Source organism: Actinomadura sp. DC4, assembly GCF_030406325.1.
In the GTDB taxonomy this organism is placed as follows: Bacteria; Actinomycetota; Actinomycetes; order Streptosporangiales; family Streptosporangiaceae; genus Actinoallomurus.
The window spans coordinates 28,440-53,854 of record NZ_JAUEQY010000022.1; the positions used below are offsets into that span (position 1 = coordinate 28,440).

Genomic DNA, 25,415 nt, shown 5'->3' on the forward strand with positions numbered 1-25,415 from the left:
GGGGGACGGACGAGATCTCATCAGGAGGCGACCACGCGCATCACCGCCGGATAGGCCAGGAAGACCAGAAAACCGGCGCACAGCAGAAGCTGGGCGACGAGCATGGACTGAGAGCGTTCACCGGCCTTTCCTTCGATGTCGGCCAGCTGCCGGCTGCGCATGCTGGCCGCGCGTGCGGACAGGGACTGGCGCACCTTCGCCCCGTCGTCGGCCACCAGCGCGAGGGCGGCGGACAGGTCCCGCAACTCGTCGACGTTGACGTCGTCGCCCAGCCGGCCCAGCGCCTGCCAGGGCGTGATCCCGGTGATCCGGGCGTTGGAGAGAGCGTCGCGGATGCGGCGTACGGCCCAGCCGTCGCCGACGTTGGCCGCGGTCATGAGCGCCTCCGGCACGCCGCGGCCACCGGAGAGGTTCATCGCGACGAGGTCGAGGAAGGCGCTCACCGCGTGCCGGAAGTCGCGCCGCCGCGACCCCGCCTCCTGCCGGAGCTGCATGTCCGGCAGCAGAAAGAAGATCAGCGCGAAGAAGATGCCGAGCCACACCGGGACCGCGACGACGACGTTGAGGCCGAGGACCGCGAAGTAGGCGATGAGGATCGGGATGAAGACGATCGCCGCCGTCGCGAGCAGGAACTTCGTGGCGAGGAATGCCTCGAACGAGCGGTCGAGCAGGGCCAGGTCCGCGCGTACGGAACGCTGCTGCCACCCCCGCGCCTCGTAGAAGGCCGCCAGGGAGCGGCCGACACGGGCGCGCAGCCCGGTCACCCGCTCGGCCGTGCCCGCGGCGCGGCGGGACGGCTCGGCCTCGCCGCGCCGCCGGGCGGCGTCGAAGGCGGCGAGCCGCGCCGACAGGCCGGGCCGCGGCGGGAAGATCGCGCGGAACAGGAGGTAGGCGCCGAGGCCGAAGAACGCTCCGGCCAGCAGGGCGATGGTCATCGCGCGCCTCCTCGGGGATTGGCCGCGGTGGTCGAGCCGTTCGCGGGCGTCTGCCCCTGCCAGCGGGCGACGGTCTCGGGCACCTCGGCGGGTACGCCCGGCTTGTCGGAGTCGGCAGAGGCCAGGAAGCGCTGCGGCGTCTCGTACTTGGCCAGGCGCCGCAGCCAGATGAACCCGACGGCGAACAGGCCGACGACGACGGCCAGCACGAGCTGCCCGGTGACGGTGTCGTACATCGAGACGTACGCGCGGTTGACGACGGCGAGCAGCAGCGCGGTGCCCACCGAGACGCCCACGACGATCTGCACGCTGCGGCGGGTGGTCCGGCGGTTCGCCTCGACCCGGCGGCGCATGTCGAGCTCGGCGCGGGCGGAGGTGGCGAGGGCGCCGAGCATGTCGCGCAGGCCGGGACCGCGCAGCCGCGCGTTGAGGATGAGGGCGGCGACGACCAGGTCGGCGGAGGCGTCGTCGAGGTCGTCGCCGAACCTGCGCAGCGCGTCGGCCAGCGGCACGCGCGTGTGCATGCGGTCGACCAGCGCCTGCACGTGCGGGTGGAGGACCGGCGCCACCGCACGCAGGGACGACGGGATGGCCTGCTCCAGCCCGACCGCGCCCGCGATCGTGTCGCGCAGCGACTCGGTCCAGGCGGCGAGCGCCTCCAGGCGCGCCATCGACCGGCGCTCTTCGGCGGCTCCCCCGCCGATGGAGTTCCAGGACAGGACGAGCAGCCCGGCGCCGATGCCGGCCACCGGCCATCGCGTGATGACGAGCACGACCAGTCCGACGACGACGGCGAGCGCCGTACGCGTGCTGAACGTGCGGACGAGCTCCTCGCGGCTGCGCCCGGACGGCTTGCCCGGCCGCGGGCGTACGCCGCGCACCGCGACGATGAACAGCATCACGCCACCGCCGACCAGCGCGCCGGCGATGATCGCGAGCAGGAGATCCCCCGAGAACGCCCCTGTCACCAGATCGCTCCGTGCGAGGGGTCATAGCCGTACGGGACGAGCTCCTGGGCGCAGGCGATCGGCGCGGCCGGACGCGCGCCGCCGTCGGGACCCGGCTCGAAGATCTCGCTGGACAGCACCCGGCCGTCGCAGCCGGTGACCTCGCGGATGCTGGAGACGAAACGGCGCAGCCGCCCGCCGTGGACGTACTCGTTGCGCTTCTCGATGAAGACCACGAAGTCGATGGCGCCGGCGATCAGCATGTGCGTGGCCTCGATCGGGAGGCGCTCGTCGGACTGCAGGGCGTACGTCGCGATGCGGTTGAAGACCTCCCAGGAGGAGTTCGCGTGGATCGTGGACAGCGATCCGTCGTTGCCCTGGGTCATCGCGTTGAGCATGGTGACGATCTCGTCGCCGAGCACCTCGCCGACGATCACGCGCGAGGGGTTCATGCGCAGCGACCGGCGTACGAGCCCGGCCATCGTGATGGTGCCCTGCCCCTCGGAGTTGGGCAGCCGTTCCTCCAGCGCGACGACGTTGGGGTGCAGCTCGGCGAACTGGTCCAGGCCCAGCTCCAGGGCGCGCTCGACGGTGATGAGCCGCTCGCCGCCGGGGATCTCGTTGGCGATCGCCCGCAGCAACGTGGTCTTTCCGGCGTTGGTCGCCCCGGCGATCATGATGTTCTTGCGCGCGCCCACGGCGGCGCGCAGGAACAGGCCGATCTCGGTGGTGATGGTGCCGTTGCCGATCAGGTCGGCCAGGAACACCTTGCCCAGACGTGCGCGCCGGATCGACAGCGCGGGCCGTACGGTGACGTCCATGACCGCCGAGAGCCGGGAGCCGTCGGGCAGCCGCAGGTCGAGCTGGGGGTTGGCGGAGTCGAACGGCCGGCTGGACAGGCCGCTGTAGGCCGCCAGGATCTGGATCAGCTCGACGAGCTCCTCGTCGGACTCGGCCACCGGCTCGGCCATCACCTCACGGCCGTCGGCGTAGCCGATGAACACCCGGTCACAGCCGTTGACGTCGATGTTCTCGATCTCGTTGTCCTCGAGGAGCGGCTGGAGCCGGCCGACGCCGAACAGCGCGGCGTGCACGCCCGCGGCGAGCTGCTCCTCCTCTTCGGCGTTGGGCGGCCTGCGGCCGGCGCCGATCTCCGCGCGGGCGAACTCCTCCAGGACCTGGCCGATGAGGGCGCGCGCGAACTGGCGCTCGTCCTCGGGGTTCATCGCGGCGATGCCGTTCGCGGCGTCGAGCCGGCGCTGGTCGGCCAGACGGGAGCCGACGTCCTGGCGAAGGCGCTTAACGAGGCTGTGGTCCACTTGCCACTCCCTGCGCTTCGCGATCCGCCCCCGGGACACTCACGACCCGCGACGCGAGCTCACCGGCGATCTGCCGTGCCGAGCGAATCAGCAACGACCGGTCGAGCCGCCCGCCCCACTGGCCCCTCAGCATTTCAGCACCCTTGGGATCCATCGCGAAACCCCCGAGGACGGAGGCCGGCAGTTTCGCGTTCGAAACGATCCGGGCGACCTCGGTGATCGAGGTCCGGTATTCGCTCGGATCGGCGACGACGACGATGCCGATCGGCGTCGCCGCGTGCCCGCCGAGCTCGCTGGACAGGGAATTGATACGTTCGCGCAGGTGAGCGACGTGTTCGAGCGTCGCGCGGGTGAACAAAATAATCATTGACGCTTCGCGCAGCAGATCGGTCACGGCCGATCCCGCGCCGAGGCGGCCACAATCGGCCACGACATCGACGTCCGGCAGAGTGGCGAACGCGCGGCCGAGCGGGCTCCACAGCCAGGTCAGGCCCTGAGCCTGCTCGGCCCGAGTGAGCCCGACGAGGACGTCGAGACCGCCCTCGAGGCGTTGCGTGTGCTCCCAGATCTGCTCGGCGCGCAGCCCGCGCCGTGCGGTCGCGGCGAGGCTGAGCATGCCGCGGGCCGGGTTGAGCATGCCGCCGCCCTCGGCGGGCAGCCGGTAGACCAGGTCGCCGCCGGCCTGGTCGCACTCGGCGAGCAGGACCGGACGGGGCCAGACGGCGCCCAGCGCGATCGCCGCGGTCGTGACGCCCGGCGCCCCCTTGTCGGCCGCGAGTACGACGAGCCCCATCAGGGGGTGCCCGTCGATCTCGTCGTACGGGGCGAGGCCGTCGGTTCGTTCGGCTGCTGGCTCGCGGGCGGCTGTTTCGGCGCCGTCTGCGGGGCCTTCTCGCCCGCCGGCAGCAGCGCCACGGCGACCGCGCCCGCGGACGACGCCTGGGTCACCTGGGGCGCCTGCGCGACCGGGACGGTCACCGAGACGGTGATCTGGTCGGCCTGGATGTCGTTCTGGCCGGGCTGCACGACGTCGTAGACGGTGGCGGACGGCGCGAGCACGGTGCCGTTCTGCGCGCCGCTGGAGCCGCCCTGGGAGGCGACGGCGTACAGCGCGACGCGGTCGCCCGGCTGGAGTCCGCCGGCCGGGAGCTGGCCGGGCTTGAGCGCGAGGCCGACCACGACGTTGCCCTTGGCCACCGAGGCGTCCGTGCTGATCATGCCGTTGGTGAGCAGCGCGCCCTTCACGAGCGTCACCGTCGCGAAGGTCTGGGTCACCTTGGCGCGGTCGCTCCACGGGATGTAGTCGAGGCCACCGGTCGCCGAGACCTGGACCTCCTGCAGCGCGGAGGCCGGGATCTGCTGACCCGCCGCGACCGGCCGGGCGACGCTGATCACCGGAACCCGCTGGCCGCTCACCATCACGAGGTACGCGCTGATCAGCGCGCCTCCGACGATCAGCAGCACGGCCAGCGCGGCCATGGCCGGCTTGCGCTCACGCCGCGGAACGGGAATGCGCTGACCGGCGGCCACTCCGAGCGACGGACGCCCGGACGTGTCGGTCTTGCGATCACTGCTCGTCGTCACAGGCTGCTCCGCCAATTCGGCCGATTGCGGACTGTATTGCGTATGACGGTACGCGGCGAACCATCGTTCCGCCCTTACCGCTGTCCGTCAATGCGGCGACGACAGATTGTTTGCGCAGCCCGTCCTGCCACTTGTCAAGTGATCAAGGAAAAACTCTCACCGAGCCGCTGCCTCCTGTCTTCCCTCGTCTCTATTCTGGTCCCGCAAGCAGGCGATGCGGAGGGCTAATGCGAATCTCGCTCACGGTGCTGACCGATCAAGGTCCCCGTGACGTTGTGGTCAACGGCGATTCCGATATGACGGTCGGAACCGTTGCTCGGTCACTTATCGCCACATTGAACGCCGACTCCGTCAAAGAACCACTCGCGCAAGTCGTACGCCTTCCGACCGCCCGCTGGGTCGAAGATCCACCGCAACCACTTTGGGCCGGCGGGCGGATGCTCGACCCCACCGCGGCGGCCGGACGGCTGCTCCGCGACGGCGCCCTCGTGGCCGTGCACCCGTCCGGGGCGCCCGCGACCGTTCTCGACGAGCCCAGCGGCATCGCCGAAGTACGCGTCGCCGGCGGCCCGTCCGCCGGGTCCGTACACCGCCTGGGGATCGGCGCGACCACCATCGGCACCGCCTCCGACGTGGACGTACGCCTGTCCGACCCGTCCGTTCCCTCCCACGCGCTGCGGGTCACGGTCGAGTCCCGCCGAGTGACCGTGGCCGGCGCGGGGACGCTGGACCAGAAGCCGCTGGAGGGCATGGTCGAGTGGCCGCCCGGCGGCGTGCTCGAGGTCGGTGCGACCGTCCTCACGCTGGGCTCCGCCGCCGCCCCGGACGCCCACCTGTCGGCGCTCGAGGACGGCGGGCTCGCGTACAACCGGCCGCCGCGCATCCGCCCGGAGTCCCGGCCCCGGCGCATCGAGGTGCCGCAGGAGCCCGAAAAGGGACAGCGGGAGCGGCTGCGGCTGCTGGGCTCGCTGCTGTTCGCGGCGACCGGCGTCGTCATGGTGATCTTCACCGGGCAGTGGTACTGGGCGTTGATGGCGCTCGCGTACCCGGTCATCCAGGTCGGCGAGTGGATCGCGGACCGGCTGTACGGCCGCAAGTCGTACAAGAAGTCGCTGAAGGAGTACCGCGCGAAGAAGGCCTCGTTCGACGGGGCGCTGGAGGCCATGCGCCGCGCCGACCAGACCGAGTGGCGCACGCTCGCCCCGGACCCGGCCGAGGTCCTGCTCACCGCGACCGGCCCGCGCCGACGCCTGTGGGAGCGCCGCCTGGGCGATCCGGACACTCTGCACCTGCGGTTCGGCCTGGCCGACCTGCCGGCCCGCATCGAGCTCCGCCCGGGCCGGGGCGGCGGCGACGAGCCGGACCTGCCCCCGCCTCCGATCGCGCACTCCGTCCCGGTGCCGCTGCCGCTGGCCGAGCTCGGCGTGGTGGGTCTGTCCGGCGCACGCGACCGCTCCCGAGCGCTGGCCCGCTGGCTCGTCGCGCAGGCCGCGGCCCTGCACAGCCCGCGCGACCTGGCCATCGTCGTCCTGTCCGCCGACCCGGCGGCCGGCCGGCACTGGAACTGGGTGCGCTGGCTCCCGCACTGCGCGCCGCGCGAGGGCGAGGACTGCGTCGCGCTGATCGGCACCGACCCGGACACGGTGGCCCGCCGGGTGACCGAACTCGCGATCCGCATCACCGAACGCCGCCGCTCGGCCGAGCCGTCGTTCGGCGCGGCACCCACCGTGGCCGAAGGGTCGTACAACATCCTGCTGGTCCTCGACGGTGCCCGTCAGCTGCGCCGGGTCCCGGGAATGCCGCAGGTGCTGAGCGGCGGCCCGGACGTCGGCCTGCACGCGATCTGCATCGACGACGACGAACGCCTGCTGCCAGAGGAGTGCACGGCCGTCGCCGTCTGGGACTGGGACCGGCCCACGCACGTACGGCTGCACGGCAACGGCCTCGACTCGGTGGGCGCGGTCCTGGCCGACCAGGTGACGCCTGCGTGGTGCGACCGCCTGGCCCGCGCGCTGGCACCCGTACGCGACGTGTCCCGCGACGACGCGGAGTCGATGATCCCGCCGTCGGCCCGCCTGCTCGAACTCCTGCGCATGCCGTCCCCGACCGCCGCTCAGATCCAGTCGGTGTGGCAGGCCGGCGGCCGTACGACGTGGGTCCCGATCGGCGTGTCCGCGGACGGCGTCTTCTCGGTCGACCTGCGCCGCGACGGCCCGCACGGCCTCATCGCGGGCACGACGGGCGCGGGCAAGTCCGAGCTGCTGCAGACGTTGATCGCGTCCCTCGCGGTCGCGAACCGCCCGGACGAGATGACGTTCGTCCTCATCGACTACAAGGGCGGCGCGGCCTTCGCGGACTGCGCGTCCCTGCCCCACGTCGTGGGCATGGTCACCGACCTGGACGGCCACCTGACCGAACGCGCCCTGGAGTCCCTGGGCGCCGAACTCCGCCGCCGCGAGTCGCTGCTGCTGCACGCGGGCGCCAAGGACATCGAGGACTACTGCGAGCTGTTCGACACGGGCGACCGGCGGGCCTCCGTACGGGTCCCGCGCCTGGTCCTGGTGATCGACGAGTTCGCGGCGATGGTGGGCGAGCTGCCGGACTTCGTGGAGGGCCTGGTGGACATCGGCCGCCGGGGCCGGTCGCTGGGGGTCCACCTGCTGCTGGCGACCCAAAGGCCGGCGGGCGTGGTCACCGGCGACATCCGGGCGAACACCAACCTTCGGGTGGCGCTGCGGGTGACGGATCCGGACGAGTCGTCGGACGTGCTGGACGACCCTTCGGCGGCACGCATCTCCAAGTCCGCGCCGGGCCGGTGTTACGTACGCTCGGGCGCGGCGGCGCCGGTGGCCGTCCAGGCGGCGCGGATCGGCGGCCGGCGGCCGGGAAACGTCGCGGCCGTACCGGCCCAGGTGGTGCCGCTGCCGTGGGCGCGCCTGGGCCACTCGCTGTCCCTGGCCGCGCCGGCCGAGGACGAGTCGTCGATGGTCACCGACCTGAAGGTCCTGGTGTCGGCCATCCGCGAGGCGTGCGACCGCGCGGGCGTGGAGGAACAGGCCCCACCGTGGCTCGAGCCGCTGCCGCCGGTGGTGACGCTGGACGACCTGCCCGCGGTGTTCGCGGACGAGGACGACGTGGCACCGCTGGCCTTCGGCCTGACGGACCTGCCGTCGGCCCAGTCCCGATCGGCACTGACGCTGGACCTGGTGCACGGGGGCCACTTGTACGTGGCGGGCTCGTCCCGCTCGGGCCGCTCAACGGTGCTACGAACACTGGCGGGAGCGCTGGCGTCGTCCTGCTCCCCGGCGGACGTCCACCTGTACGCGATCGACTGCGGAGCCAACGCCCTGCTGCCGCTGGTCGCCCTGCCCCACTGCGGAGCGGTGGTGGGCCGCGACCAGATCGAAAGAATGGAACGCCTCCTGGCCCGCCTGCACACGGAGGTGTCGAGGCGGCAGCAGGCGTTGGCTGCCACCGGGTTCGCTTCGTTGGCGGAACAGCGCGCGGCGGTGGCCCCGTCGGAGCGGTTCCCATGGATGGTCTTGATGCTCGATCGGTGGGAAGGCTTCGTCTCCGCCTTCGAGAACTATGACTACGGCCGCCTGATCGACGCAGTCCTGCGGCTGCTGCGTGAGGGCTCCGCCGTGGGCCTGCGAGCCGTCTTCACCGGCGACCGTTCAGGTCTGGGCGGCCAGGTGTCGACGGTGTTCGACGACCGCCTTATTCTGCGCATGTCGGACCCGAATGACTATGTTTACGCGGGCGTTAGCGAACGCCAGGTGCCATCGGAGATGTTCGCCGGGCGTGCTCTGGAAGCCATGGGAGCAGGCAGCACATCTCTGCGGGAGTCACAGATCGCGCTGCTCGCCCCCGATGCGGCCGGAGCGGCCCAGGTCGCCGCCTTGCAGCTCCTCGGCCGTGAGGCGGAAAGGGCGTACGGCCGACCTTCCTCTGGACTCCGCCCACTGCACGTCGACGAGCTGCCGGTTCGAGTCACCTACTCACAGGCGCTCGGCCTGGACCCCGACTTCGTCGCCCCGTCTCCCTTGTGGGCCTTGGTCGGTGCCGGCGGCGACGAACTCGGCCCGATAGGCGTGGATCTGACGGCGGAGGGCCCAGGCTTCACCGTCGCGGGGCCACCTCGCTCTGGACGCTCGACCGTGCTGATGACGATGGTGGCATCATTGCTGGATCCGGACATCGGCGAAGGCGCCGTGCCGGTCGTCCTGATCTGTCCGCGCCGGTCCCCCCTGCGCTTTTTGGAGAACCGGCCCGGAGTGCTCGCCGTTCTTGGAGCGGACGCCGATGAGGATGCGCTGCTGAACGCCATCGGCCATCTCGAGCGCTATGTCATCGTGATCGACGATGCCGAACTCATGTACGAGACACCGCTGGACGACACGCTGGCCGACCTCCTCCGTCAGGCAAGAGACGGGGAGCACGGGATGATCATCGCGGGAATCGCCAGCGAATTGGCCCGGACCTTCCAGAGCTTCCTGGCGTCTGTGCCTAAGTCGAGAGTCGGTGTTCTGCTGGCCATCGAGTCTGTCGATGACGGGGAGATCCTTGGCGCCCGCCTACCCCGGAACATCGCGATCGGCTCGCCCTCTGGGCGGAGTCTGTACATCCAGCCGGGCGCCTCGCTGCCCATTCAGGTGGCCGTCTGTCCGTGACCTATGGAGCGAGGTCAATACCGCGGGTTGAGCTGCGACCTGGCCGCCTGGGGACTGACCTTCTCTGGGCAGTTCTTGAGGGCGGACTGAACCTTGTCCATGAGGTCGTCCGCGGATGACCTCAACTGGCCTCTCTTCATCGAGAGGTCACCACCCCAGGTTCTGGCCCATGGGCCGACCCACGCCTCTCCCGACGCTATCTTTGCGTTGGCGTCGTCCAGCGCCACTCTGATGGCACCGATCTCACCTTTCAGCTGGTTGAAGAGAGCTTGGAGTTTTTGGTACTGCGGATTCGGCACCAGAGGCTCCGCCGTCATTATATCTCCTCATTCCGCCGGGGTCGCTTTCGGTGAGTTACTGGGCGATACGCCAGAGAAGCTGTCGACATGCTTCAACAGGTCCACAGATCCAGATGGCCCCTTGAAACACTTTCCAACTATTTTCAGATGCGAGACCGAGGTCTTTTTAGGGTTGTTGAGCTCAAATGTGGCCAGCTCATTCCTGGCGCCTACCAGTCTCCAGGCATTGTTGTCAACCGAGCCATTCGGCCCCCATACCTCGGTTACGGCCCACTCATGATCTTCAAAATATTCTATGACCTGATGGATGATATCTCCACGAAAACTGTGCGTCTTATATGAGTCATCCATCGAAAGATCCACAGTGTAGCTGTAGCCGCCAGCCGGCCTGTAGCAATAAGTGAATTTACCACTACCTTCCATAGATACATATAGCGATACGAACCTGTGTTGAAAATCCGTCGCGAATTTCGACAATGCCACTCTGCTATTTACCAGATCCCTGCGCGCCGACACAGGGTCGACATTGTCGTTGCGATCCGAGCAGCCAACTAGACCACTCGACGCAAGAAGAGCGATTGCCAGTGACCTGTAGCGCCGCCGGAAGAACTTCCCCGTCTCCGACAATTTGTCGAGAATCCTTTCGTCTAGAGATCTGCCAGCACCTAATCTCCTGGGCTGAACCGATCCTTCAGCGCGTCAACCACAGCCGGATCCACGAGCCACGCGTTATACGCGGCCAACGTCCGAGGATTCTTCACTATTTCATCGATATCTCTCGCCCCTCCGGTAGCAGGATCGATGAATCCATCAGCAACGCCGAGACCAAAGCGCTCCTCGTACTTTCTCGGGTCGCCAAGCGAACCACCCGACCCCTTGAGGCCATCGTTTGCGAACTGGCTCCAATCTCGCCGATGACTGAACACATCAGGATTCACCTGCGGCTGGTCACTTGGGTTGATGGCGCTGATACCTAGACTTATAGACTTCTTAATCGCCATCAGCGACATATCTTTGAGGGCACCGTGTGGCGCCACCGACCAGTCAATTCCTTTTCCGATCACCGTCTCAACTCGCTGGTTGAATGCCTTCCGTTTATCTTCCGCGGCGCCCGCCGCTTTCATAAACTGATCGCGCATATATTCTGGAAAAAGCTTGTTGCGAGTGTAATTAACCCAGTAGTTGTCCTCGCCAGAGCCAATGCCACCCTCCTTCCACTTGCCATATCGGGCCAAAACGTGCGCAGCCGCCTCTGGATCTCGCAGCGTCTCCTGCAGCAGCCCACCCCAGTACTGGTCCGGCATGCCGATTCCCGGACCGAACGGATTGTCGACGGCCGTCGTCTCATGAGCGGGGTCGTTCGGCTTTGCCAGGTTTCCGGCGGTCAACGATGGCGAGGTCACGCTCGCGAACAGGTCGTCCCAGTACACATCCACAATGTCGGCGTAGATGCGCTGCACCTGCGGAACCGCATGTTCCGTGGGATTGTTCCGGTAGTAGCTCGCAACGTCTCGCACGTTGGCCTCGGCCAGCTTCGGGTTCACGTCACGACCGTCGATGGTCGCCGAGTGAATGAAGTCCGGCACGCCCTTTTCCGCACCGTCGGTGCCTGATATCGACCTGTTCGCGATGTGAAGGATCTTGTCGTGGTTCCGGCTGAAGAAGTCTGTGGCGAAGCGCGGATTCCTCGACATGGCTTCCCAAATATTTTCCGACCGCGGAGGGAGCATCCCGCCGTTGTCGGCTAGTAGCCGGTGCCCCACCAAGTCCAACCACTGATCAGAGAAGCTCCCGTACTTCATCAACGGAGCCATCAGCTCATAGTTGTAGTGGTCCCCGTACCGGTTGAAACCCGCAAGCCACTTCTCGTCGATCTTGGTCTTATGACTCGCCAGCCCAAGGGAGTCACCGATCGCTCGCTGAGCACCGTCCGCCTCCGCCTTTTCGCCAGACGACAACAGCCTTCTGACGTAACTGCCCAGCGCAGCCGTGCCCGAGGCGCCGAGCATCCGATAAAGCGCGGCCGCGTAATCTGCATCCGCCTTGTTCGCACCTATCTTGTCGATATAAGGCGCTATGTCATCATCGCGACCATGGCGGAGAAGTTCTTTCAGCTTCCTGCCGTCATCGGCGCCCGCCTTCGCCGCGGCAGCACTCGACGGGAACCGACCGAGGTCGCCTGCACCCGCCGGGACGTAGCCGCCCGCCCCGAACTCCCCGAGGTCCCACGCCGCTGCCAGGCTCTGCCGCCGCTTCAGTGTTGGAACCTCGCCGAGGGCCCAGTCGATGCTCTGCAGCATCCTTTTGACGTCGTCGGTCCCGACGCCCACCTGAGCGCAGAGGCCGACCACACTGCGCAGGCGTTGCGCGGCGTCCGTCGCGCGTCGTTCGAGCCCAGCCGTCATTCGGCCGAATGTCTGGGGATTTATTCCCGCGAAGTCTCTGTCCTTAGGCGCCGGCAACCTCGACTCCCGCAGTCGGATATGTAGATGGGAAGGCGACCCATCATTGACGCCCCCGGGTCCTGACCACGGATGATCAGGACCCGGAGTATGCGCACGTCAACGTCAGTGCTGCCACTGGTCGAGGCTTTGGGCCTTGGACTTGATGAAGCGGTCGGCCTCCTGCAACGCCGCCGCCATCTTGTCGAACGACGCCTTGGCTTCTTGCCAGGACGCGCGGAACTTGGTGGCGTGATCGCCCTTCCAGATCGCGTCGCTGTTGACGGTGTGACCGTTCAGGTCTTTGATCAGTGCCTGGAGGCCCTGTGAGTGCTTGCCGAAGATCCGGGCGAGCTGCTGCATTTGCTCTGGACTGCCACCGATTACGTCGGACATACGCGACCCTTCCTTGGTTGTTTTATCCGGGAAATTGTCAGGCGCAGCCTGCCGCCTCGCGACAAGAGCCTGCACGCCGGACGGCCAGAAGTCTCCAGGGGAGATGCGATACGGGAAAGGAGGGATCGGCACCGCACCGCACGATCCGCCGACGTCGCCTGCTGACCATCGTCCCCCCAGACGCATTAACCGTTCTATGGCGGGCGGTACCTACGGCACTCATCGCGAAGCGCCCGTCCCCGTCAGGCGTCTCACTCGCGGCCGGTCACCCGCCAGGTTGATCGACACCGACCCACCGATGGGAGAGGTGTGATCGTCCCCGCAGGTACCTTAACGTCTCTTTAGGTTTGTTTTCTAGGTTGCACAGCCAATTAAATGACCGACGCACTTGCTGTAACACTCCCCACATCCCGATCCGCACACTGACCTGCACATCCGCGCCTGACATGATCGTTAACGTGACATGACATACCAGTCCTACTAGATGCCGAAATTACCTATTACGCCTATCGGGACGTACGGTCAGATGATCAACAGCTTCTCGGGGACGTCTAGGGGTGCGAAGCGGTGTCACCGCGAGTCCGCCTGCCATCGTGGAGCGACCGCGTCTGGTCCGTGGCACGTGTCGAGGTTGTCCCCACAGACGCTCACCCACTGCCGTACCGACGGCGAAGTGACTGCTCGCACGGCCGGCCAATGTCTGGCAGGAGTAGAGCAAGGTAGGCGAAGCCTGACAACCCGGTAGGCATTGACGATGGGTGGATGCGTCTTGCCTAGACTCTGTTCGATCGGCAAGAGTGAGGAGTCGCACGTGCGAAAGGTCATGATCGCTAACCGGGGTGAGATCGCAGTCCGGATCGCACGGGCCTGTACGGACGCGGGGCTCAATAGCGTCGCGGTCTACTCCGAGCCAGATCTCGACGGGTTGCACGTGCAGGTCGCCGACGAGGCGTACGCCCTAGGTGGGCAGTCCGCCGCTGAGAGCTACCTCGACATCGAGAAGCTGCTCAACGTCGCTAAGACCAGCGGTGCCGACGCCGTTCACCCAGGCTACGGCTTCCTCGCCGAGAACTCCGACTTCGCCGCGGCCGTCATCGACGCCGGGCTCACCTGGATCGGGCCGCCGCCCTCCGCGATCCAAGCGCTCGGGGACAAGGTTCAGGCCCGGCATATCGCGCAGAAGGTCGGGGCTCCCCTCGTCGCCGGGACCAAAGATCCCGTCGAGAGCGCCGACGAGGTCGTGAAGTTCGCCCAGGAGCACGGGCTGCCGATCGCCATCAAGGCGGCCTTCGGCGGTGGTGGGCGTGGGCTCAAGGTCGCCCGCACCCTCGAAGAGGTGCCCGAGCTCTACGAGTCCGCCGTACGCGAGGCCGTCGCGTCGTTCGGCCGCGGAGAGTGCTTCGTCGAGCGGTACCTCGACCGGCCCCGGCACGTCGAGACCCAGTGTCTCGCCGACCACGAGGGCAACGTCGTCGTCGTCTCCACCCGCGACTGCTCTCTACAGCGCCGCCACCAGAAGCTCGTCGAAGAGGCGCCGGCTCCGTTCCTCACCGACGAGCAGATGCAGACGCTCTACACGAGTTCCAAGGCCATCCTCAAAGAGGCGGGGTACGTCGGCGCGGGCACGTGTGAGTTCCTCGTCGGCCAGGACGGCACCATTTCGTTCCTCGAGGTCAACACCCGGCTTCAGGTCGAGCATCCCGTGACCGAGGAGGTCGCCGGCGTCGACCTCGTACGCGAGCAGTTCCGGATCGCCCAGGGCGAGACCATCGGGTACGGCGACCCCCGGCTGCGCGGGCACTCCTTCGAGTTTCGGATCAACGCCGAGGACGCCGGGCGTAACTTCCTGCCCGCGTCCGGAACCATCAGGACCTGGTCTCCGCCCAGCGGGCCCGGCGTGCGGCTCGACACCGGGTTCGTGCAGGGCATGACCGTTCCGCAGATGTACGACTCGATGATCGCCAAGCTGGTCGTCACCGGGGCCGACCGGAACGAGGCGTTGCAGCGGTCGCGGCGTGCGCTCAAGGAGTTCCAGGTCGACGGCATGCCCACCGTCATCCCCTTCCACCGGGTCGTCGTCGAGGATCCGGCCTTCACCGACGAGCCGTTCCGGGTGCACACCCGGTGGATCGAGACCGAGTTCGACAACACCATCGAGCCGTACGCGGGTGAGGGCGACGGCGATGAGCCCGGCGAGCGCGAGAAGGTCACCGTCGAGGTCGGCGGCAAGCGCATCGAGGTCGTGTTGCCCGCCGGGCTCGGCGCGCAGTCCACGACAAACGCCAAGACGCCCGCCAAGCGGCGGAGCGGGCAGCAGTCCGGGGCGCGTCAGGCCGGCGGCGACGCCCTCGTCAGCCCCATGCAGGGCACGATCGTGAAGCTCGTCGCCGAAGACGGGGCCACCGTCGCCGCGGGCGACCCGATCGTCGTCCTCGAGGCCATGAAGATGGAGCAGCCGCTCACCGCGCACAAGGCCGGTACGGTCAGCGGGCTGAACGCCGAGGTCGGCCAGACCGTCTCCAGCGGTGCGGTGATCTGCGAGATCAAAGACGCCTGAGCGAGAGGAGCGGAATGCTCCGAAGTCTCCTGATGGCGTTGATCGTGACGGCATCGCCCCCCGTGACCACCAGGGCCGACTACATCGCCGGCCAGCTCGCCCACGACCCGGTCTTCATCACCGACGAGGCGCCGCGCGCCATCACGCCGGCGGACGCCGCACGGATCCGCGCGGCGGTCAAGCGCATGCCGGTGAAGACGTACGCCGCCGTGGTCGTCGACGGCGACCAGTCGCGCGACCCGCAGGGCGCACCCGACCGGCTGATCGCCCTGCTGCACGACAAGCTCGGTGAGAACGGCGTGTACATCGTCGTTCCGTCGACCGGGATCGGCGTGACCGCGGAGCAGTTCGGCGAGAACCTCCCCCTGCAGGCCGCCGAGCGCGAGGTCACCTTCTCCCAGCCGTACAACGCGGGCGCCGCGCGGGCCGTCGAGCGGTTCGTGGACGACATCCGCTCCGGTCAGGCGCAGCAGCGCTACGAGAAGGTGTACGCCAAGAGCCAGCACGGCTGGGAGCCCAAGCCGTACTCCGAGGCGGGCGACGACAACGACCTCGCCGAACAGGCCGGCGTCTACTCCGGGATGGCCGTCGCCCTGCTCCTCGCGACGGCGATCGGAATCCGCACGCGACGGCGGCGGAAACGGTGAAGCGCCTAGCGGCCGGGCTGATGCTCACGGCGATCCTCACCGCCACCCCGGCACACGCCGCCGACCGCGTCGACCGGATCACCGCCGCGCTGCGTCAGTCGCCCGTCTTCGTCGACCCGGACGTGTCGTACCTGCTCGACGCCCGCGACCGTACGGCGCTGAGCAAGCAGATCGCCGCGGCGGGCGTCCCCATCTACCTCGTCGCCGTACCCCTGCTGTCCGACGACGAGTCGGCCGGGAGCGGTGACTACCTCGCCTACCTGCTGCACCGGCGTCTCGGCCGGAACGGCATCTACATGATCGCCGACCAGCGCGGCAGCCTCGAGTGGGACTCCTACCAGGTGCCGCGCGACGACGAGCTGGACTACGCGCTGATGGCGAGCGACAAGCCGCTGCCGAAGAAGCTGCACGACGTCATCGACGCGTTCGCCCACTCCCCGGCGGGCAAGCCCTCCAACCCGCTCACGCCCCGTCCTCCCGTGTCCCCGGCCGGGCAGAAGGACGGGGTGACCGGACGGTTCGTCAGCGCGTTCTTCCCCTCGCTGCTGGCGAGCGGCCTGGTGCTGACCGTCCTCTGGTTCGTGTACCGATGCGTCCGCGCCCTCCTACTCGCGGTGCGCTCGAGGCGCCCCGCCACGCTCGGGCCGCGGCGGCTGCGGCGTACGGCCCGGGCCGAGCTCGTACGGCTGGCGCGCGCGATCGGCTCCGCGGCGGGCGACAACCCCGGCTTCACCCGGGCGATGGCCGACTACGACGCCGCCAAGCTGCTGCACGACGAGAAGACGGACCCGGGGAGCGTGTTCGGCGTCGTCGTGCTGGCGCTCGACGGGCAGGACGCGCTGCGGCACGAGACCGCCGATCCGCCGGCGCGCTGCATGGCCAACCCGCTGCACGGCACCGCCGAGCGGAGCGTACGGACCGTGCTGGCCGGCCTGGCGCAGGCCAAGCGGCCGCTGTGCGCGGTGTGCGTACGCGACGGCCATCGCCGCCCGCTCACGCTGGAGATCGACGGGCAGCGGCGCCCGTACTATCAGGCGCCCGGACTGTGGGAGAAGATCCGGGGACGGCCCAGGGACCTGCCCGAACGCGTACTGGAGTATCTCGGTGTCGAGTGACGGAGCGACGATCGCCGCCGCGCTGCGCCGCGATCCGCTGTACGTGGACCCGGCGTACGCGAGCGCGCTGCCCACGGCCCGGCGTGCCGCGCTGGAGCGGCGGATCGAACGTTCGCCCGTTCGGATCTACGTCGTGCTGGTGCCGATCGTGGCCGGCAGCACCTGGCAGAGCTCGGAGCAGGTCACCACGGTCGTACAGTCCCATCTCGGGCGCGACGGGGCGTACGTCACGTTCGACGCGGACTTCGACGACGTGTTCGACGTCGTCAGGTACGGCGGAACCGACGAGGAACAGCAGAACGCACGCGACGCCGGATGGGCCGTCTCGTACGAGAAGGGGCACACCACCCTGGCCGCGCGCCTCGGCCGCTGCGTCGACCTGATCGCCACCGGCCAGGGCTCGGCGGCGTACACGAAGGCCAAGGACACTGAGTTCCCGCCGCGTCCCGCGCCCCGCCCGGTCGCGCACCGCGCCGGCGGGCACGGCGACCTCACGATCGGCGTCCCCGCCGCGGTGGCCGGGGTCGCGGCGATCGTGGGCGGCCTCGTGTGGCTGCGCCGCCGGCGGGCTCGCGCCGCCATGGAGGCGCTCCGCCTGCCCCGTACGGTGTTCGGCACCGCGCTGGAGGCGGGCGACGACGACCTGCGCGCCCGTGCCGAACGCGACCTGATCGCGCTCGGCGAGTCGCTCGACGGCGGCGAGCAGGCCCTGGACGCGGCCCTTGACGCGTATGACGCCGCGAGCCGTACCCTCGACCGGGCGCGCTCGACCGCCGACCTCGCGGGGGTGCTCGCGCTCATCCAGGCGGCCAGGGGCGGGCCGCCGCTGTGTTACTTCGACCCCCGGCACGGAGACGGCACGATCACCGTGCACTGGCGCGCGCCGGGGACGCGGCCGAGGCTGGAGGTACGGGTGTGCGCGGCGTGCGCGAAGGCGGTACGCGACCGGCGGGCCCCGGACGTCGTCCTCGACCGCGGCCGCCCGTACTACGAGGCCGCGACGCCGTGGGCGCGGACCGGTTACGGCCAGTTCGGCGACCTGGTCGGGAGCGTCCGTGGCGAGTGAGCTGACCCGGATCGCGGCGTCGCTGCGCAGGTCACCGGTCTACGTCACGCCGTCGATGGCCTCCGCCCTGCCGGCCCCCGAACGGCTGCTGCAGGCGATCCGGTCCGCCCCGGTCCCGGTCTTCGCGGTGATCGTCCCGCTGGTGGCCGGCGGCGCGTGGCCCGACGCCGAGCATCTCGCCGACGCCGTGCACGGCCGGATGCGGCGCGACGGCGTCTACCTGACCCTGGACGAGGGCTCGTCGAACGAGATCGCCGCGCGGGAGTACGGCGTCGACCGGGACTCCATCGACGCCGCCGGGGCGGTCAACCTCGACCCGGCGATGGACAGCGCGTCGCTCACGGACCGGCTGACCCGGTGCGTCGAGTTGATCACCTCGGGCCGGGCGCACGCCGTGTACCAGGAGCAGTCCGACGCGCTCGACCGGCGGATACGGAACGAGAGTCCCGGTGGTGGCGGGCATTCCCTGGCGTACGGCCTCGGGGGCGGGGCGGCGGTGGCGGTGGCCGCCGTCGCGGGACTGCTGGTGTGGCGGCAACGACGCGTGCCACGACCGCGCCCCGCGCTGACCGGCGCGCGGACGACGGCCGAACTCCGCGAGCGCGCCGAGGCGGAGCTGGTCAGGCTCGGCGAGGCGCTGGAGGACAAGCCCGACGACACCCCCGGCCTGCGCGAGGCCCTCGACGCGTACAGCGCGGCCGGGAAGGCCCTGGACGCGGCCCGTACGGTGCCGGACCTGGCCGGGGTCCTCGTCCTCGTCGACATGGGCGGCGACGCGGCGGGAGGGCAGGAGCCGACCCCGCTGTGCTTCTTCAACCCGCTGCACGGCGACGGGCCGGTCGCGGTGCGCTGGCGCGCGGTCGGCGGCCGTGAGCGGCTGACCGTACGCGCCTGCGGGGCGTGCGCGCGGGCCGTACGAGCGCGTAAGACTCCTGACGTGCTAAGAGATGGCGCGACGCCTTACTACGAGGTGGATCCAGCGCGTAGCGTGTGGGCTACCACCGGCTACGGTCAGATCAGGGGGGACCTGGTGCAGCGGGTGCTGCGCGGCGATCTCCGTCGCGCCTGACCGGAACCAACCGGCCCAGCGGTTCGTCCCACGTTAAAACAAAGGCAAAAACTGACCACCATGAAGGCCACATGAAGATACGCCGTATGACGATCCCCGCCGTGCTGGCAGCGATCGTCCTTTTCGCATTCATGTCCCCAGCCGGCGCGGACCCGTTCAACAGCGTGGTCCAGGGCCTGAAGTCCCAGCGCTTCTACCTGTCCCAGGACGCCGGCGCCACGATGTCGTCCGGTGACCAGCAGGCGGTGGTCAGTGCGCTGAAGGACGACGACTCCACGATCCGCATCGCGATCGTGAAGACCGAGCGCGTGAACTCCGCGGGCCTGACCCAGCTCGACCGCGCCCTCGGCCGCAAGGGCACCCTGATCATGCTCGACGGCAAGGGCTCCAAGGTCGTCGCGGGCTCCCACGAGGGTCTGGGCAGCAGCAAGATCAGCGACCTCGTCGCGCAGTCGCGCGGGCAGTCCTCGGACCTCAAGGGCCTCCTGCTCAACCTGGACAAGAACTTCGACAAGGCGCTCAAGGACAAGAAGTCCAGCAACGTCATGGGCGGTCTGATCCTGCTCTTCATCCTGCTGCTGATCGCCGTCGGCGTGGTCGTCGTGATCATCGTCGTGTCCCGTCGCCGCAAGCAGCGCAAGGAGCGGGAGCTGGCCGAGCTGAAGGAGAGCGTGTACGAGGACGTCACGCGCCTCGGCGAGGACATCTCCGCGCTCAACCTCAACGTGATGGACCCGGACCTCGACCCGGCCGCACGCGATGACTACCAGAAGGCCATGGACTCCTACGACCGCTCCAAGGCGGCGGTCGACGCGGCCCGCAGGCCGGAGGACATGCGCCAGGTCACGACCGCGCTGGAGGACGGCCGTTACTTCATGACCGCCGTACGCGCGCGGGTCGACGGCCGGCCGGTGCCCGAGCGGCGCGCCCCCTGCTTCTTCAACCCGCAGCACGGCCCGTCGGTCCAGGACGTGTCCTGGGCGCCTCCGGGCGGCGCACCGCGTTCGGTGCCCGCCTGCGCCGCCGACGCGCAGCGGGTGCTGTCGGGCCAGGACCCGGACGCGCGGCTGGTGACGGTCGGCGGCTACCAGCGGCCGTACTGGGACGCCGGCCCGGCGTACGCGCCGTACGCGGGCGGGTACTACTCCGGCTTCGGCGGCGGCGACATGCTCGGCGGCATCCTCATCGGCACCGCGCTCGGCTCGATGTTCAGTGGTGGCTGGGGCCACGGTGGGTATGGCGGCGATTATGGCGGCGGCGGGTTCAGCGACGGCGGAGGCGACTTCGGCGGCGGAGGCGACAGCGGCTTCGACATCGGGGGCGGCGACTTCGGCGGCTTCGACGGCGGCGGCGGAGACTTCGGCGGCGGAGGCGACTGGTAAGCGAGGTCCCCGCTGACCCGGCTGCCCGGTGACCCGGGCGTCCTGCGACATTTTCGGTACGCGGTGGGCCTCCGGCTACCGGTGGAAAACCACGGCTGGGTCCGGCACGACCTTACCGACGCGGGGTGGCGCGGCCGCATGATGGCCCGCCACCTCACGTTGATGGTGCCCTTGTGCGTGCTGCTGGGCCTGCTGCCGGCGGAGTGGGGCATCCGCGTGGCGGTGGGAGCGCTGGCCTTGCTGAGCAGCACGTTCGTGGTCGCGATCCACTCTTCGGAGATCCGCCGAGCCCGCCTACGCCAGCACGGCCTGCCGATGCCGGACGAGCCCCAGCAGGGTCATCCACCGTACTGAGCCGTTCATCCACAACCTGTGGACAGAGCCGGCGTCCGACTGGCGCGTGGGGGTCAGTGCGGGAACTGGCCGGAGATCGGCCGCCCACCCGTCGGCGGCGGGGGAGTGCTGTAGACACCGTGCTCACGGGCCCGGTAATGCTCCTCGGTGAACACGATCGCCGGATCTTTGGACCCCGCGTCTCCCGGGACGTCCGCCAAGGCGTCGCCCTTGGTGGCGCCCTCCCAGATATCGCCTGCCAGGCCCGACGCGGCCACTCCGACGAAGGGACACACGATCTCACCCGCGCCGGTCTCCGCGACGACGGCACTGCAACCCGCGGTCGCCGCGGCACCCGCCGCGAGGTCGACGCCCTCCGCCACGCTCGCCCGGATGAGCGCCTCAGGAACGGGACGTTTCTCGTTCATCACCTGGTCGGACGCGTCGATGACGGCTTTGATCACCGCAAGCGGCGTCTCCAGCTTGGCGAAACGCTCGATGTCCTCGGGCGTGAATGTCGTGTGGCCTCGTAGCTGACTCTCCAACTGTCGAGCGAACTTCGCCACCTCCGGATCCTTGCTGTTCGCGTAAATGGCGAGCGATTCCAGCATGGCGGACGAACGCTCGTGGGCGTCTCCGGTGTCTTCGCCGACGTCGTTGAGACGCTGCAGGAGGTCCCCGAGCTTCGGCGTGTCCGCGCTCGACCGGCTTCCGTTGAGCGTGACCTTGAAAGGCGTCATCGTGTCCGTCTGCTCGAAGTCCAGGACACGGAACCCGGCGGGCGAGGCGAGAAGCTTCTCGATCGCCGCTATGCGCAACTTCACCGAGGCCTCGTCACGTGGATAGAGCTTGTACCCGACACCGCTCTGGGAGTCGCCGAGCTGTCCCATGAGCTTTTCGTGGTAGCCGACCAGGCCTATCCGGTTGGCGAGTCCGCGCAGTTCGGCGGGGGCTCCGGCCATACCACCGACGACCGAGGGGTACGCGGTGGCGAACCACAGCTGCTGATCCAGCGACAGCTTCTTCCAGTTGTCCGCGAAGACCTTTGTCGGCATCGTCGTGATGGCCGTGAATCTCTTCAGAGCCGGATCGGAGTCATCCGCGTTCTCGGACAGCAGTTGCGCCGCCTTGGGCAGGTTCACTATCAGCCAGAGTCGCGTACCCGCGTCTGGGACATTTTGCTCCAGCCACCGCCGAACGTCGTTCGCCTGCTTGCCCGGGTCAAGTGAGATGTCCTGATCGACCTGAGCCTCCAGCTCAGCGAGCTTGATCGCTCGCGGGTTGTCGAGCAGACGCTCCATCCGTTGATGCAACTCGGCCTTCCGGGCGCCCGTGAGCGGCGACCAGATTCGCCCCGCCTGAAGCTCCGCCTCCCTCTCGAAACGGGCCAAGAGGTCGTGCAGGCCGGTGACCTTCCGTCCTGCCTGGTCGAGTTCTGTCGCGATCGAGCCGACGGGAGTACGGCCGGCCGTCTCTCGGGCGGCCTGGGCCGTCCTCAGAGAGATCTTGTACCGGCGGAGCGTCGTTTCCGCCTCTGCCAGCCGGGCCAGTTCCTTGGGAAGCTGTGCGGTCAGGTCCCGGTTCAGCCCGGTCGCGTTGTCCTTGAGAACCTTCGCGAAGGACACCAGGTCGTCCATGTCCCAGATGATCTTCATGGTCCGCCTTCACATGTCAGAGCCGTCTCAAGGCGATCTCGACGAACTCCTTCGAGTAACGCACCGGATCGTCCGCGGTCACCGAGACCCTCACGGTGACGGAGCCTCTGCGGGCCTCGACCGCTCCGGTCGAGAAACCACCGGGGGCCACGTAGCTGAAGGCCTCGTCGCCGACACCATCGATCGCCCGTACGACGCTGCCGGTTTTCGCCATCGCGGCCTTGCGCTCGCCGTTGAAGCCCGCGCGACCGGCGTGCCAGTCGACCAAAATGTCCACGTAATAGCTTGAGGCCGGCTTGGCGTCACCGTACGAGCAGCCGCGATAGCCCTTTCCACCGTTCTCTGATGGTTCTTTCGCCACCATGCCGCTGATGGTCTTTTGCACGTCGGCCTTTGTGATCAGTTTGCACGGGCTCGCGCCCACGTCGGAGCCCGATCCGCAGGCCGTGAGGGTCCCGGCGAGAACAACGGCCACGCTCATGGCCCGAATACCGCTCACAAATACCCCTGTGTGTGGCTCCGGCCCAGAACCGTGTGAGCGAGCTGCGCCCACTGAGGGTCGAGGGAGGGCGGGAGACGTCGGATGGCGTACAGCGCGTTCGAGCCGGTGACTCCTCGCCCCTTCAGATAGCCCTCGTACGCGCTCCGGACATCACGTTCGTCGGCGCGCAGACCCTGGAGTACGTGGTCAAGCCGGCCGGCGGCGCGTTTCAACTCCGCGGCACAGGCGGACACGGACTTGTTGAGCCTCCGGGCAGACGCGAGGTGCGTGCCGAGTTCCGCGTCGAACCTCCTGCGCGCTCCGCCGTTCCACGTGGTCTGCTCGCTTTGTTTTTCGACTGCGGCGGTCACACCGCGAAGGCGATCAGCACTCCATGCCAGATCGCCCGCCAACCGTCGTATTTCGTCCGGCGTCATCAGCCCACCCCCGTCACGGTCCCGCCGCCGTGATCGTCAGCCGGGTCCAGCTTAGACGTACCGTTCTTTCAGAGTGTTCCCCTATGGTGACCGATATGCGCCGAAAAGACGGCGGGGCCCGTCCGCAATAGCGGGCCGAGACCTATTCCGGTGACCGCTCGCGGGAGCTAGTAGGCGGACTCCTGCATCAGGCGGCGGGCGGCCTCCGTGATGCTGCCGGACACCGACGGATACACCGCGAACGTATGCGCGACCTGGTCGACCGTCAGGTGTTGCTGGACGGCCATCGACAGGCCCAGGATCAGTTCGCTCGCCCGGGGCGCCACGATCACTCCGCCCAGCACGATGCCCGTCGCCGGGCGGCAGAACAGTTTCACGAAGCCGTCCAGGAAGCCCTGCATCTTCGCGCGCGGGTTCGTGGACAGCGGCAGCTTCACGATGCGCGCCGGGACCTCGCCCGAGTCGATCTGGGCCTGGGTCACGCCGACCGCGGCGACCTCGGGGTCGGTGAAGATGTTCGCGGACACCCAGCCCTGCTTCAGCGGCTGTACGGCCTCGCCCAGCGCGTGCCACATCGCGATGCGGCCCTGCATCGCCGCGACCGAGGCCAGCATCAGCACCCCGGTGCAGTCGCCCGCCGCGTACACGTGGGCCGCCGACGTACGGGAGACCTTGTCGACCCGCACGAAACCGCGCTCGTCCAGGCGTACGCCGGCCTCCTCCAAGCCCATGCCCTGCGTGTTGGGGACCATGCCGACGGTCATGAGGCAGTGGGAGCCCTCGACCTTGCGGCCATCGGTGAGAGTCACCTCGACCCCGCCCGGTACGCGCCGCACGCCGGCCGCGCGTGAGCGGGCCAGCAGTTCCATGCCGCGCCGCTGGAAGACGTCTTCCAGCACGCGGGCGGCGTCCTCGTCCTCGTTGGGCAGCACGTGGTCGCGGGAGGACACCAGGGTCACCCGTGAGCCGAGGGCGAGGTACGCGCCGGCGAACTCGGCGCCGGTCACTCCCGAGCCGACCACGATCAGGTGTTCGGGCAGCTCGGACAGGTCATAGAGCTGGCGCCAGTTGAGGATGCGCTCGCCGTCCGGCTCGGAGCCGGGGAGCTCTCGCGGGGTCGCGCCGGTGGCGACCAGGACGATGTCGGACTGGATGCGCTCGTCTCCGACGGCCACGATCTGCGGGTCGACGAAGCGCGCCTCGCCGTGGACGATGCGTACGCCCTCGGCGGAGACCCGCTCCTCGATGTCGGCGGACTGGGCCCAGGCGAGCTCGCGGACCCGTTTGTTGACGAGCGGGAGGTCGACCTCCAGGCCGCCGACGATGCCGTCGGCTCCGCCGGAGAACCGGACGCCCAGCGAGGCGGACTCCGAGAGGGTCGCCATGCGGGTCGAGGTCGCGATCAGTGTTTTCGAGGGCACACAGTCGGTCAGCACACACGCACCTCCGGGGCCGTCGCGTTCGACGACGGTCACGTCGGCGCCCAGTTGTGCGGCGACGAGAGCGGCCTCGTAGCCGCCCGGGCCCCCTCCGATGATGGCTATGCGTGTCACATGCTTCATTCTCCCGCACTCCGGGAGTTAACGTGCCGCCACGCCCGTACAGGCCGTACGCTGGGCGACCGTGGCCTTGTATGCGGCGTACGCCTCCAACATGGATCCCGACCAGATGGCGCAGCGGGCTCCGCATTCGCCCCTGCGCACCACCGGGTGGCTGCAGGACTGGCGGTTGACCTTCGGCGGCGAGGGGCTCGGCTTCGAGGGCGCTCTCGCGACCGTCGCCGAGGCCGGCGACGAGCACGTCTTCGTCGTGCTCTACGACGTCCCGGACCTGGACGAACAGGCGCTGGACGAGTGGGAGGGCGCCGGGCTCGGCGTCTACCGCAAGATCCGCGTACGCGTCGCCACCCTCGACGGCGACGTGCTCGCCTGGCTCTACGTCCTCGACGACTACGAGGGCGGACTGCCCTCGGCCCGCTACCTCGGCATCCTCGCCGACGCGGCGGAGAAGGCCGGGGCGCCCGACGACTACGTGAAGGACCTGCGTACGCGGCCCTGCCGCTCGCTCGGCGACTGACCG

General features: G+C 68.9%; 21 protein-coding genes. 9 read left to right on the top strand and 12 right to left on the bottom strand.

What is annotated here, in order from left to right; all coding sequences use genetic code 11:
* Window positions 1-20 precede the first annotated feature (20 nt).
* The 5 genes from QWU11_RS31130 to QWU11_RS31150 are packed head-to-tail and all read right to left on the bottom strand — an operon-like array spanning window position 21 to window position 4,785.
* Window positions 21-935 carry a type II secretion system F family protein gene (locus QWU11_RS31130; RefSeq protein ID WP_290118033.1) on the bottom strand — a complete coding sequence of 305 codons (915 nt, stop codon included), beginning with the start codon at window positions 933-935 and terminating at the stop codon, window positions 21-23.
* The gene (locus QWU11_RS31135; protein WP_290118034.1) at window positions 932-1,903 is read right to left on the bottom strand and encodes a type II secretion system F family protein; all 972 of its coding nucleotides are present in this window, start codon (window positions 1,901-1,903) and stop codon (window positions 932-934) included. The genes QWU11_RS31130 and QWU11_RS31135 overlap by 4 nt, the downstream gene beginning before the upstream one ends.
* Window positions 1,900-3,201 carry an ATPase, T2SS/T4P/T4SS family gene (locus QWU11_RS31140; protein WP_290118035.1) on the bottom strand — a complete coding sequence of 434 codons (1,302 nt, stop codon included), beginning with the start codon at window positions 3,199-3,201 and terminating at the stop codon, window positions 1,900-1,902. Before QWU11_RS31140 ends, QWU11_RS31135 begins: the two co-directional genes overlap by 4 nt.
* Entirely contained in the window at window positions 3,182-3,994 is an 813-nt protein-coding gene (locus tag QWU11_RS31145) for a hypothetical protein (RefSeq protein WP_290118036.1), read from the bottom strand. The genes QWU11_RS31140 and QWU11_RS31145 overlap by 20 nt, the downstream gene beginning before the upstream one ends.
* Window positions 3,994-4,785 carry a hypothetical protein gene (locus QWU11_RS31150; protein ID WP_290118037.1) on the bottom strand — a complete coding sequence of 264 codons (792 nt, stop codon included), beginning with the start codon at window positions 4,783-4,785 and terminating at the stop codon, window positions 3,994-3,996. The genes QWU11_RS31145 and QWU11_RS31150 overlap by 1 nt, the downstream gene beginning before the upstream one ends.
* Before the next feature lie 437 nt (window positions 4,786-5,222).
* Here QWU11_RS31150 and QWU11_RS31155 point away from each other — a divergent pair, with 437 nt between their 5' ends.
* On the top strand, window positions 5,223-9,458 hold the full coding sequence (locus QWU11_RS31155) for an FtsK/SpoIIIE domain-containing protein (RefSeq protein WP_290118038.1): 4,236 nt from the start codon (window positions 5,223-5,225) through the stop codon (window positions 9,456-9,458).
* Window positions 9,459-9,472: 14 nt separating this feature from the next.
* Here QWU11_RS31155 and QWU11_RS31160 read toward each other — a convergent pair whose 3' ends face one another.
* From QWU11_RS31160 to QWU11_RS31170, 3 genes are all read right to left on the bottom strand, one after another.
* A complete protein-coding gene (locus tag QWU11_RS31160; protein ID WP_290118039.1) occupies window positions 9,473-9,775 on the bottom strand; it encodes a hypothetical protein in 303 nt (100 codons plus the stop codon).
* 647 nt (window positions 9,776-10,422) lie between these two features.
* Window positions 10,423-12,162, bottom strand: a complete 1,740-nt coding sequence (locus QWU11_RS31165; RefSeq protein WP_290118040.1) for a hypothetical protein — start codon at window positions 12,160-12,162, stop codon at window positions 10,423-10,425.
* 162 nt (window positions 12,163-12,324) lie between these two features.
* Window positions 12,325-12,726, bottom strand: coding sequence for a WXG100 family type VII secretion target (locus QWU11_RS31170; RefSeq protein ID WP_290118041.1), 402 nt, complete (start codon window positions 12,724-12,726; stop codon window positions 12,325-12,327).
* 679 nt (window positions 12,727-13,405) lie between these two features.
* Between QWU11_RS31170 and QWU11_RS31175 the strand changes: the two genes are divergently transcribed.
* The 7 genes from QWU11_RS31175 to QWU11_RS31205 all read left to right on the top strand — a co-directional run bounded on the left by QWU11_RS31175 (window position 13,406) and on the right by QWU11_RS31205 (window position 20,784).
* Window positions 13,406-15,151 (top strand): biotin carboxylase N-terminal domain-containing protein, encoded by a 1,746-nt coding sequence (locus tag QWU11_RS31175; protein ID WP_290118042.1) that lies wholly within the window; start codon window positions 13,406-13,408, stop codon window positions 15,149-15,151.
* Between the two features lie 14 nt (window positions 15,152-15,165).
* Window positions 15,166-15,798, top strand: a complete 633-nt coding sequence (locus QWU11_RS31180) for a hypothetical protein (RefSeq protein WP_290118043.1) — start codon at window positions 15,166-15,168, stop codon at window positions 15,796-15,798.
* Entirely contained in the window at window positions 15,795-16,913 is a 1,119-nt protein-coding gene (locus QWU11_RS31185; RefSeq protein WP_290118044.1) for a hypothetical protein, read from the top strand. Before QWU11_RS31180 ends, QWU11_RS31185 begins: the two co-directional genes overlap by 4 nt.
* Entirely contained in the window at window positions 16,903-17,979 is a 1,077-nt protein-coding gene (locus QWU11_RS31190) for a hypothetical protein (RefSeq protein WP_290118045.1), read from the top strand. The genes QWU11_RS31185 and QWU11_RS31190 overlap by 11 nt, the downstream gene beginning before the upstream one ends.
* Complete coding sequence (locus QWU11_RS31195; RefSeq protein ID WP_290118046.1) at window positions 17,969-19,048, top strand: hypothetical protein; 1,080 nt, start codon at window positions 17,969-17,971, stop codon at window positions 19,046-19,048. Before QWU11_RS31190 ends, QWU11_RS31195 begins: the two co-directional genes overlap by 11 nt.
* 86 nt (window positions 19,049-19,134) lie before the next feature.
* Window positions 19,135-20,430, top strand: a complete 1,296-nt coding sequence (locus QWU11_RS31200; protein ID WP_290118047.1) for a hypothetical protein — start codon at window positions 19,135-19,137, stop codon at window positions 20,428-20,430.
* 42 nt (window positions 20,431-20,472) lie between these two features.
* On the top strand, window positions 20,473-20,784 hold the full coding sequence (locus tag QWU11_RS31205) for a DUF5313 family protein (protein ID WP_290118193.1): 312 nt from the start codon (window positions 20,473-20,475) through the stop codon (window positions 20,782-20,784).
* 53 nt (window positions 20,785-20,837) lie between these two features.
* Here the strand turns inward: QWU11_RS31205 and QWU11_RS31210 are convergent, their stop codons facing one another.
* The 4 genes from QWU11_RS31210 to QWU11_RS31225 all read right to left on the bottom strand — a co-directional run bounded on the left by QWU11_RS31210 (window position 20,838) and on the right by QWU11_RS31225 (window position 24,889).
* Complete coding sequence (locus tag QWU11_RS31210; protein WP_290118048.1) at window positions 20,838-22,400, bottom strand: hypothetical protein; 1,563 nt, start codon at window positions 22,398-22,400, stop codon at window positions 20,838-20,840.
* A 34-nt stretch (window positions 22,401-22,434) separates the two neighbouring features.
* Window positions 22,435-22,899 (bottom strand): hypothetical protein, encoded by a 465-nt coding sequence (locus QWU11_RS31215; RefSeq protein ID WP_290118049.1) that lies wholly within the window; start codon window positions 22,897-22,899, stop codon window positions 22,435-22,437.
* Between the two features lie 14 nt (window positions 22,900-22,913).
* Window positions 22,914-23,336 carry a hypothetical protein gene (locus QWU11_RS31220; RefSeq protein ID WP_290118050.1) on the bottom strand — a complete coding sequence of 141 codons (423 nt, stop codon included), beginning with the start codon at window positions 23,334-23,336 and terminating at the stop codon, window positions 22,914-22,916.
* A 167-nt stretch (window positions 23,337-23,503) separates the two neighbouring features.
* Window positions 23,504-24,889: an NAD(P)H-quinone dehydrogenase gene (locus QWU11_RS31225; RefSeq protein ID WP_290118051.1), complete on the bottom strand. Its 1,386-nt coding sequence runs from the start codon at window positions 24,887-24,889 to the stop codon at window positions 23,504-23,506.
* 70 nt (window positions 24,890-24,959) lie between these two features.
* On the opposite strand from QWU11_RS31225, the gene QWU11_RS31230 reads away from it, so the two are divergent.
* On the top strand, window positions 24,960-25,412 hold the full coding sequence (locus QWU11_RS31230; protein ID WP_290118052.1) for a gamma-glutamylcyclotransferase: 453 nt from the start codon (window positions 24,960-24,962) through the stop codon (window positions 25,410-25,412).
* The last annotated feature ends 3 nt before the right edge of the window (window positions 25,413-25,415 follow it).